This window comes from Pseudomonas sp. B40(2017) (genome assembly GCF_002112855.1).
GTDB lineage: Bacteria > Pseudomonadota > Gammaproteobacteria > Pseudomonadales > Pseudomonadaceae > Aquipseudomonas > Aquipseudomonas pharyngis.
In genome coordinates this window covers 463297-472909 of record NZ_NEIT01000001.1, presented here as the reverse complement: position 1 = coordinate 472909, position 9613 = coordinate 463297, and the positions used below count along the sequence as shown (strand labels likewise).

8 protein-coding genes are annotated in these 9613 nt (G+C 59.7%); 2 read left to right on the top strand and 6 right to left on the bottom strand.

Features of this window, described 5'->3' with window-relative positions:
- Positions 1 to 239 precede the first annotated feature (239 nt).
- On the top strand, positions 240 to 1085 hold the full coding sequence (gene xerC / locus CAF76_RS02060; protein ID WP_256579588.1) for a tyrosine recombinase XerC: 846 nt from the start codon (positions 240 to 242) through the stop codon (positions 1083 to 1085).
- Positions 1086 to 1099: 14 nt separating this feature from the next.
- Here xerC and CAF76_RS02055 read toward each other — a convergent pair whose 3' ends face one another.
- From CAF76_RS02055 to CAF76_RS02035, 5 genes are all read right to left on the bottom strand, one after another.
- A complete protein-coding gene (locus tag CAF76_RS02055) occupies positions 1100 to 1651 on the bottom strand; it encodes a membrane integrity-associated transporter subunit PqiC (protein WP_085646638.1) in 552 nt (183 codons plus the stop codon).
- A 16-nt stretch (positions 1652 to 1667) separates the two neighbouring features.
- Positions 1668 to 3323 carry an intermembrane transport protein PqiB gene (locus CAF76_RS02050; protein WP_085646637.1) on the bottom strand — a complete coding sequence of 552 codons (1656 nt, stop codon included), beginning with the start codon at positions 3321 to 3323 and terminating at the stop codon, positions 1668 to 1670.
- 113 nt (positions 3324 to 3436) lie between these two features.
- Positions 3437 to 4738 (bottom strand): FAD-binding oxidoreductase, encoded by a 1302-nt coding sequence (locus CAF76_RS02045; protein ID WP_085646636.1) that lies wholly within the window; start codon positions 4736 to 4738, stop codon positions 3437 to 3439.
- Positions 4735 to 5823, bottom strand: coding sequence for a polyamine ABC transporter substrate-binding protein (locus CAF76_RS02040; protein ID WP_085646635.1), 1089 nt, complete (start codon positions 5821 to 5823; stop codon positions 4735 to 4737). Before CAF76_RS02040 ends, CAF76_RS02045 begins: the two co-directional genes overlap by 4 nt.
- Before the next feature lie 90 nt (positions 5824 to 5913).
- Positions 5914 to 7272, bottom strand: coding sequence for a glutamine synthetase family protein (locus CAF76_RS02035; RefSeq protein WP_007951306.1), 1359 nt, complete (start codon positions 7270 to 7272; stop codon positions 5914 to 5916).
- 161 nt (positions 7273 to 7433) lie between these two features.
- Between CAF76_RS02035 and CAF76_RS02030 the strand changes: the two genes are divergently transcribed.
- A complete protein-coding gene (locus CAF76_RS02030) occupies positions 7434 to 8342 on the top strand; it encodes a helix-turn-helix domain-containing protein (RefSeq protein ID WP_085646634.1) in 909 nt (302 codons plus the stop codon).
- 109 nt (positions 8343 to 8451) lie between these two features.
- Here CAF76_RS02030 and CAF76_RS02025 read toward each other — a convergent pair whose 3' ends face one another.
- Positions 8452 to 9501, bottom strand: a complete 1050-nt coding sequence (locus tag CAF76_RS02025) for an acyltransferase (protein WP_085646633.1) — start codon at positions 9499 to 9501, stop codon at positions 8452 to 8454.
- Between the last annotated feature and the right edge of the window lie 112 nt (positions 9502 to 9613).

The following is a 9613-nucleotide window of genomic DNA, read 5'->3' as shown; positions in this document are numbered from 1 at the left end:
TGAAACTTATACAGCCACCGTTCAGACTTCTTCCGTTCATCGGCGTTTTTAGTAGAAAAGTCCTACAGAAGTGCCCCGTCTTATTTAAGTTTTGTTGCCGTTTTTAGTTGTTTTGTTGAACTGTTTCTTATTCAAGGCCGTTTCGTTTGATTGACTTGTCGAGTACTGAATCCTCACCCTCCAACAGCAATCCGCTGACTGTTTATCTGGCGCGCCTGGCGCCCTCCAGCCAACTGACCATGCGTTACGTGTTGCAGGACGCTGCCGACCGCCTCGGGTTCGAAGACGTGAACCTTGAGGACATTCCCTGGCACGGGCTGCAACCGGATGACGTCGTTGCGCTAGTCGCTGCATTGCGCGCGGACAACTACGCACCGAACACTTCTTCGCTGTATGTAAACGCCATTCGCGGTGTAATGAATGAAGCCTGGCGCATGAGCCTGATCAGTCAGGACCATCTATTGAAGATGCGCTCGGTCAAAGGCATTGCCGGCACGCGACTGTCCCAGGGGCGCAATCTGAAGCGCACGCTGATTCATGAATTGATGGAAGTCTGCGCCGCTGATCCACGGCCACAAGGTTTGCGCGATGCGGCGGTGATTGCATTGTTGTACGGCACCGGCATGCGCAAGTCGGAGTCGGTGGATCTGGACCTGAATCAGGTGGACTTCACCGAGCGCAGTCTGTGCGTGACTGCCAAGGGCAATAAACAACTGATCAAGTACGCGCCAGCCTGGGCGTTCTCCAAGCTGAATGCCTGGCTGGAGTTTCGCCGCTCGGAACTCAAGGAAGGCGAGAGCGACGACGCGTTTCTGTTCAACCGCATCCGCCGTGGCAGCCACATCACCCGCGAGCGCATTACCAAGCACGCGATCTATTACATCGCCCGCCAGCGCGGCACCCAGGTCGGGGTGAAGATCATGCCCCATGACTTCCGCCGTTCGTTCATCACCCGAGTGATCGAGGAGCATGACCTGTCGATTGCCCAGAAGCTCGCCCACCACAGCAATATCCAGACAACCGCCAACTACGACGTGCGCGACGACAACGAAAGGCGCCGCGCGGTGGATCGTTTCGACTTGTAGGCATTGCGTTTCGATCAGGAGGCGGGCGGGCAGCCGCGTGAGCCGGCGGACGCCTGGCTGATCAACGCGGCCAGACGTTTGATGTTGTTCTGCTGGGCGATCACCAGATCGTCGATGGTCGGCCCGGAAGGAGTTCGCAACAGGGAGCGGCAGGCGAGCAGGGCGTCGTCGCCTGCGTTGGCCTGGCGCAGGCGCCATTTGACGTCGATCAGCCCGTATTGCCCGGGAATCGAATCGAAGCGTTGCACATCGATGCGCACCGAGGTTTTGCGCGGGCCGCCGGCATTACTGAGCTGATCCACCAGCGCGCTGCGCAACTCATCGCTGAGGCTGGCGCCCCACCATTCGGTCTCAAGGATCGCCAGGCCGCTGTTGCCCTGGCGGATCACGATTTGCGGCCGGTCGACCTGGGGTGGCACGCTGATGCCTTCGATGGTGATTTCCGAGCCGGCGCGGCCGGTCATCGGTTGCGTCGGTGTCAGGGTATGAAAGCTGATCGGAGCGCTTTTGCAGGCGCCGAGCAGCAGGCCAATGGCGAGCACGGTGAACTTCAGCTTTAAAGCCATGGGACAGCTCCTGTGCTCAGTTGCGCGGCGGCCCTTTGAGGTCCAGCGGCGGGGCGTTGTCGGGACGGCCGCGAATCAACGATTCCGGATGACGGCCCAGGTAATCGGACAGTTCACGCAACGAACGCGACATGCGCCCAAGCTCGTCGAGGGTCTCGGTCAGTTGTTCGCGTTGCGGCGAATCTTCGGCCAGGGTCGAGCTGGCCGACTGCAGGGTCTTGCTCAGGTCGGCGAGGGTGTTCTGCACGCCGGGCAGGGTCCTGGCATTGAACTGGGTCAGGCCTTTGCGCAATTCCACGAGGTTGCTGTCGAGGTTGCCGGCAATCCGTTCCACCGGCAGTTTGTTGAGCTTGTCGATCATCGCTTCGAGTTTTTCCTGCAACTGTTCGAGGCTGCCGGGGACGGTCGGAACGCTGATCGGGCGGGCGGTCGGGTCGAACGCGACTTTTTCGGCTTTGGGGAAGAAATCCAGCGCGATGTACAACTGGCCGGTCAGCAGATTGCCGCTGCGGGCCTGGGCGCGCAGACCGTTGTCGATAAAGGTGCCGATCAGGCGCACGGCGGCGGCTTCGTCGTCCGGATTGTGCTCGAGTACCTTGAGCATCTTGACGTGAGCCTGGCCGAGGCGTTGCGGGTAAATCACGATGCCGACGTTGAGCGGGAAGCTGCGTTTCTTCGCGTCGAAATCCAGGTTGACGCTCACCACCCGGCCGATTTCGATGCCGAGAAACTCCACCGGTGCGCCGACTTTCAACCCGCGCAGGGCCTGATCGAAACGCAGGGTCAGGTATTGCGCCTTGCCGTTGGGCGGGGCGAGGGCGGTTTGCTGGTCGTCGAACAGGTCGTAAGTTCTTTCTTCGGCGGCGGCAACGTCGTTGGGGCTGTACTCCGGCGCGCGGAAGGCGATGCCGCCCACCAGCAAGGTCGACAACGATTCGGTTTTCACCGCAAAACCGTTGGCGCCGACGTTGACGTCAATGCCGCTGGCGTTCCAGAACCGGGTGTTTTCCGTGACGTAGGCGTCGTTCGGCGCATGGATGAACACCTCGATGTTGACCCCTTTGCCATCGGCATCCAGCGCGTAGGCCACCACCTGGCCCACCGGGATCTTGCGGTAGTAGACCGGCGAGCCGATGTCCAGCGAGCCGAGGTCCGAGGCGTGCAGGTTGAAGCGTTTACCCGGCTCGCCGTAGGTGATCGGTGGCGGGTTTTCCAGGCCTTTGAAGTGCTTGGCGCGCGAATTGGACTGACCGATGTCGGCGCCGATGTAGTCACCGGACAGCAACGTATCGATGCCCGAGACGCCACCCGCACCGATGCGCGGCCGGACGACCCAGAACTGCGAGTCTTCGCGGGTAAAGGTTTCGGCCTGCTTGGCCAGTTTGATCGTGGCGTTGACGCTTTTCTGGTCGTCGCTCAGCTCGACGTCCGTGACCTGGCCGATCACCACGTTGCGGTATTTGACTTCGGTCTTGTTGGCGGTCAGGCCGCTGCCGGTCTTGAAGGTGACGGTGATGGTGGGGCCTTCCTGCATCAGGTTGTGCACCACCAGCGACAGGCCCACCAGCACCGCGACGATCGGCACGATCCACACCAGTGAAATGCTGAAACGCCGGGTCTTGACCGGCGCCTGGCCGGGCGCTCGCGGTTGATCGGCGGCTGACGACTCCATCCATGACCTCCAGGGTGTGTTGGGCACTGAGCGTCAGGAACGCAAAAGCACTTCATCAATATAGAAGTGCTTCGCGATAGAGCAAATGCGCAGGCCGCTTTAACCGGGAAGCGTCATCCCAGCAGTTCTCTCAGGCGATACCAGAACATGCCCAGTGCCAGCAGTGGCGAACGCAGCGCCGGGCCGCCGGGGAAGGTCATGTGCGGCACGCTGCTGAACACATCCATGCCCTGACTGTGACCGGCATGAATTGCTTCGCCCAGCAGCTTGGCGCACCAGTGGGTGACGTTCAGGCCATGGCCGGAATAGCCCTGGGCGTAGAACACATTCGGGTGCTGCTTCAGTCGGCCGACCTGCGGGAAGCGATTGGCGGTGATGCCGATCTTGCCGCCCCACTGATAGTCGATGCGCACATCCGCCAGTTGCGGGAACACCTTGAGCATCTTTGGTCGCATGTAGGCGGCGATGTCCGTCGGATCCCGCCCCGAATAATGGCAGGCGCCACCGAACAGCAAGCGTCGGTCCGCCGAGAGCCGGTAGTAATCGAGGCCGACTTTCTGGTCGCACAGCGCCAGGTTCTGCGGAATCAGCTCGGCGGCGCGTTCCGCCGGCAGCGGTTCAGTGGCGATGATGTAGCTGCCGGCGGGCAGGACCTTGCCGCTGAGTTGCTGTTCGAGTTCGTCCAGATGCGCGTTGCAGCCGAGTACCAGACTGCCGGCGCGCACGCTGCCGCTCTGGGTGCGGACTTGAACGGTCGGGCCGTGGAGAATTTCCAGCACCGGGCTCTGCTCGAAAATCCTCACCCCGAGGGATGCCGCCAGCCGCGCTTCACCCTGCACCAGATCCAGCGGATGTAGATGGCCTGAGCCCATGTCGATCAGGCCGCCCTTGTAGACCCCCGCGTTCACCACTTGCTGACGAATCAGCTCAGGGGCAACCAGCCGCGTTTCATGGCGGTAGCCCAACTGCGCCAGGCTGTCCTGCTCGGCCTTGAAGGCGTCGAACTGCGCTGGCGTGTTGGCCAGTTCGCAGAAGCCCCAGCGCAGGTCGCACTCGATGGCGTTGTCGGTGATGCGCTGGCGCACCAGCTCCACCGAGTCGATCCCTGCTCGGTGCAGGTAGCGCACGCCTTCGCTGCCGACATGCCGGGCGAAGCCTTCTACGTCATGACCGATCCCGCGAATCAACTGCCCGCCATTGCGCCCGCTGGCGCCCCAGCCGATGCGCCGGGCTTCGAGCAGAATCACCGAAAGCCCGCGCTGCGCCAGTTCAATCGCCGTATTGACGCCGGTGAACCCGCCACCGATCACGCAGACATCGGCAATCAAGTCACCCGTCAGTTCCGGATAGGGTGTGCTGGCCCGGGCCGACGCGGCGTAATAGGAGCGGGCGTGTTCCTGGGTGTACTGATTCATTTGTTCGACTTCACTTTGCTCCAGGACCGGGTCATCAGACGCATGATCGACTGGGGCGGGGTAGAGGAGATGTAGAGCTTGTCGAGGACTTCCTGAGACGGATAGACCTCGGGATTATTGACCAGCTCCGGATCCATGTATTGCTTGGCCGCCGGGTTCGGGTTGGCGTAGCCGACCGAGGCGCTGACCTTGGCGATTACTTGCGGATCGAGCAGGTAATTGATGAACGCGTGAGCTTCCCTGGTGTTGCCGGCGTCGGCGGGAATCGCCAGCAGGTCGAACCACAGGTTCGCGCCTTCCTTGGGAATCGAATACGCGATGTTCACGCCGTTCTTGGCTTCCTTGGCGCGGTTGGCGGCCTGGAACACGTCGCCGGAATAACCGAAGGCCACGCAGATGTCGCCGTTGGCCAGGTCGGACACGTATTTCGAGGAATGGAAATAGGTGATGTACGGCCGGATGCTCAGCAGTTTCTCTTCGGCCTTCTTGTAGTCCTCGGGTTTCTCGCTGCGCGGATCCATGCCCATGTAGTTGAGGATCGCCGGGAACACTTCATCGGCCGAGTCCATCATCGACACACCACACTGGGTGAGTTTCTTCAGGTTTTCCGGTTCGAACAGCACGGCCCAGGAGTCGATGTGATCGATGCCCAGCACTTGCTTGACCTTGTCGACGTTGTAGCCGATGCCGTTGGTGCCCCACAGGTACGGCACCGAGTGCTCGTTGCCCGGATCGTTCTTCTCAAGCATGGCCAGCAGTTTCGGGTCGAGGTTTTTCCAGTTCGGCAGCTGCGCGCGATCCAGTTTGAGGAACGCGCCGGCCTTTACCTGACGCGCGAGGAAGTGGTTGGACGGCACCACCACGTCATAGCCGGTGCGGCCGGCGAGCAGTTTGCCTTCGAGGGTTTCATTGGAGTCGAAGACGTCATAAATCACCTTGATCCCGCTGCTGGACTGGAAGTCGGCGAGGGTGGTTTCGCCAATGTAATCGGTCCAGTTGTAGACGCTGACCTGGGGTTGGGCGAAGGCACCGGCACTGCACGCCAGGGCCAGCGCGGCGGGGATCATGGATTTCAACAGACGCATATCGACACCTCTTCGAATTATTGGGTTTTTCAGGTGAGCACGTTCCCTTGTGGGAGCTGGCAAGCCATGTCCCACAAGGGCGGGTGTTGGTTACACGCTCAGCAACAGGAACTCCCGCTCCCAGGAACTGATCACGCGCTTGAAGTTTTCATGCTCGGCGCGTTTCACCGCGACGTAGCCGCGCACGAACTTGCTGCCCAGGTACTGCGCGACGGTGTCGCACTCTTCCATCTGGGTCAGGGCCTCTTCGATGGTGATCGGCAGGCGCAGGTTGCGGCGCTCGTAGGCCCGACCTTCGACGGCAGCGCTCGGTTCGATGCCTTCGACCATGCCGATGTAACCGCACAGCAGGCTCGCGGCGATGGCCAGGTACGGGTTGGCGTCGGCGCCCGGCAGACGGTTTTCAACCCGCATCGCCTCAGGGCCGGAGGTCGGTACACGCAGGCCGACGGTGCGGTTTTCTTCGCCCCATTCGACGTTGACCGGTGCCGAGGTGTCCGGCAGGAAACGGCGGAACGAGTTCACGTTGGGCGCGAACATCGGCAGCACCTTCGGGATGTACTTCTGCAGACCGCCGATATGATGGCGGAACAGGTCGCTCATGCTGCCGTCGGCATTGGCGAAAATCGGCTGGCCGCTGGCGATCTCGACCACGCTCTGATGCAGGTGCATGGCGCTGCCGGGCTCATCGCCGATCGGCTTGGCCATGAAGGTCGCGGTCACGTTGTGCTTGAGCGCGGCTTCACGCAGGGTGCGTTTGAACACGGTGATCTGGTCGGCCAGATCCAGTGCATCGCCGTGGCGGAAGTTGATTTCCATCTGCGCCGGGCCGTCTTCGTGGATCAGCGTGTCCAGGTCCAGGCCTTGCAGTTCGCACCAGTCGTAGACGTCTTCGAACAGCGGATCGAATTCGTTGGCGGCGTCGATGGAGAACGACTGACGACCGCTTTCGGCGCGACCGGAACGGCCCAGCGGTGCTTTCAATGGCAAGTCCGGGTCTTCGCAGCGCTGGGTCAGGTAGAACTCCATTTCCGGGGCCACGATCGGCTTCCAGCCTTTGTCGGTGTACAGCTGCAGGACTTTCTTCAGCACGTTGCGCGGCGAGAGTTCGATCGGGTTGCCGAACTTGTCGAAGGTGTCGTGGATCACGATGGCGGTCGGCTCGATGGCCCACGGAATCACGTACACCGCATCGCTCACCGGCTTGCAGACCATGTCGATGTCGGCCGGGTCGAGCAGGTCGTAGTAGATGTCGTCGTCGACAAAATCCCCGGTTACCGTTTGCAGCAGCACACTTTCCGGCAGGCGCATGCCTCGCTCATGCAGGAACTTGTTGGTCGGTGCGATCTTGCCGCGGGCGATGCCGGTCAGGTCGCTGACCACGCATTCCACTTCGGTAATCTTGTGATCTTTCAGCCATGTGAACAGCTGATCGAAAGGGGCATTCATAAAGACCTCGTCGTTGGTTTTGTTGACGCGGGGGAACGCGATTTCATCTTTCGCAGGCTTCCCCTGTGGCGCGTTGACGACTATCTTGGGCGGGCCTTGCCGTTCCATCTATCCACTTTCAGCAGCACCAAAGCGCACCAAAAGAGTGCGCAAGGTTCCCCATGACGACGTGCAATCCGCTTCAGGTCCAAGCGTTCAACACCGCCGATGTCACCGAACAAATCCGCGCCACGCCGGGTTGGGTGCAGCATTACCAGCAGATGTCGCCTGGGCATTTCGCCGGGCAGATTCGCTATCTGGATTTGCAGGGAGTGGAGGTTTACGAAGAACAGATGAACACCCGGGTCGAGCAGAATTTCAGCGCACCGCAAGGGTCTTTGGCGTTCTGTTTCGATCGCAGCGACAACGCGCTGTATCTGCTCAATGAAGAGAGCCGCAACATCTGGATCACCCCGGAGAACTACCAGGAAATCGCCGTGGTGTTCGGCCCGGAATTCGTCCAGCGCAACGGACTGGACGTGGCCAGGCTGGAAGGTATGTTCATGGCGCCGCTCAATGGCGCGCAGAATGGATTGTTCAGTCGCTGGTTAAGCTCGACTCTCACGAAGTTGTCGCAAGCCCTTGATCTGCCGAGTAAAGAGGCACTGACTCAGCAGCTGTTGGAGGATTGCCTGTTCATCCTCGACAACGCGAGCGTGTGTCTGGATGGCGGCGGTTTGCAGCGTCGCGCCGAGGAGCGAATCACCCTCAAACGCGTGGGCGAGTGGGCGGCGGATTCGCCGGAAGAAACCCTCAATCTGCTGGAATTATCGCGGGTCGCCGGGGTTTCCCTGCGCCAGTTGCAGCAGACCTTCAAGGCCTATACGGGGATGTCGCCAAGCCAATGGCTGCGTTTGCGCAGGCTCAACAGTGCGCGGCGCGAATTGCTCAAGCGTTCGCCCGCGGAGACCACCGTGGCGGAAGTGGCGATGAATTGGTCGTTCTGGCATTTAGGCCGTTTTTCAAGCAGTTATCGAGCATTGTTCAAGGAGTTACCGAGCGAGACGTTGAAGCGTTCATCGTCCTTGTAACGGGTGCTCTGCGCCACAAACAAAAAAAGGCGGGAGAGGTTTCGGTATTCACCGAAGCCTCTCCCGCCTTTTTCATCTGCCGATATTGCCAAGCCTGTTGCGTTACCGACTAACCAACTCTGAGACGCTTGAAGGAGGACGAAAGGGATCTTTTCATCAGTCTGGCCATCGGGGTTTCTATTTCTTTATGGATGACATGGGACGCACCTATCATCAAAGCGATGGTGCCCCAGAGCAGCACGTGTGGATTGATGGTCGGATAAGCGATGTTGAAGATCATGAAGCCGATCATTTGATGCAGCAGGTAAAGCGGGTAGGTCAGTGCGCCCAATGCTGTCCAGTCGAACTTCCCCACGGCTGACGTCTTATGCGTCGCGATAAAAAGGAAGGTCATGAAAAACAGGGCAATGACACCGCAGATGATCAAGGAGTCGTATTCGGTCGAATATTTCAGTTCAATCGACTCGGCCCACTTGATCGCGTTGAAGCTGGCCAATGCCTGCGCGGCTGCCAGCAGGGAAATACGGGATTTGGTGAAACCCTTGTCCCAGATGATGTAGAACGTGGCGCCAGCGATGAAATAGGCCGCGTAGTCGGTGATCAAGACCGAGCGCAGTTTTTCGAAAGCAAAGACTTCCGCTGCGGCCGAGATCAGCAGCCAGAGTACGAGGAAGGTTTCTATTTTCTCTATCTTCTTGAAAGCCAACAGGATCGCGATCATCAAGTAGAACTTTATCTCGACGAACAATGACCAGTAGACCCCGTCTATCGGTGGGACACCGATCAAATCGCCCAGGAATGTCAGGTTGATCACGTACTGATAAAAATCAGCCGAAAAACGTGGCTGCCCGATCGCCAGCGTGATGAGAAAGGTGATCGTGCAACACACCCAGAACGCAGGGCAGAGACGAATGACGCGGGAAATGAAGAACACCTTGAGGTTGTTGCTCGAAGCCGTCATCAGGATCACGAATCCGCTGATCATGAAAAACAGTTCAACGCCCAGATAACCGTATTTGGCAACGTCAGCCAAAAGTGGATAGGGCATGACCGACATCTCACCCCTCGCATAACCGCGAAACGCATAGTGAAAGATCACCACCGCGAACGCCGCAAGAAAGCGCAGCAAATCCAGTTCTGTCAGCCGTCTGTTGTTCATGTGCATGCGCTCCGGGGGTGTTAGCGCGGATTGAAAACTGACGACTGTGCCGAGTGAAAATCGACTCAAGGCGAAAGCTATGACGGTTGGGGCGGCTCATCGTCTGGCCCCA

What these genes read in the sequence shown, in the direction of transcription:
- xerC (WP_256579588.1), top strand. Translation starts at nt 240, where the DNA reads ATGCGTTACGTGTTGCAGGACGCTGCCGACCGCCTCGGGTTCGAAGAC.
- CAF76_RS02055 (WP_085646638.1), bottom strand. Translation starts at nt 1,651, where the DNA reads ATGGCTTTAAAGCTGAAGTTCACCGTGCTCGCCATTGGCCTGCTGCTC.
- CAF76_RS02050 (WP_085646637.1), bottom strand. Translation starts at nt 3,323, where the DNA reads ATGGAGTCGTCAGCCGCCGATCAACCGCGAGCGCCCGGCCAGGCGCCG.
- CAF76_RS02045 (WP_085646636.1), bottom strand. Translation starts at nt 4,738, where the DNA reads ATGAATCAGTACACCCAGGAACACGCCCGCTCCTATTACGCCGCGTCG.
- CAF76_RS02040 (WP_085646635.1), bottom strand. Translation starts at nt 5,823, where the DNA reads ATGCGTCTGTTGAAATCCATGATCCCCGCCGCGCTGGCCCTGGCGTGC.
- CAF76_RS02035 (WP_007951306.1), bottom strand. Translation starts at nt 7,272, where the DNA reads ATGAATGCCCCTTTCGATCAGCTGTTCACATGGCTGAAAGATCACAAG.
- CAF76_RS02030 (WP_085646634.1), top strand. Translation starts at nt 7,434, where the DNA reads ATGACGACGTGCAATCCGCTTCAGGTCCAAGCGTTCAACACCGCCGAT.
- CAF76_RS02025 (WP_085646633.1), bottom strand. Translation starts at nt 9,501, where the DNA reads ATGAACAACAGACGGCTGACAGAACTGGATTTGCTGCGCTTTCTTGCG.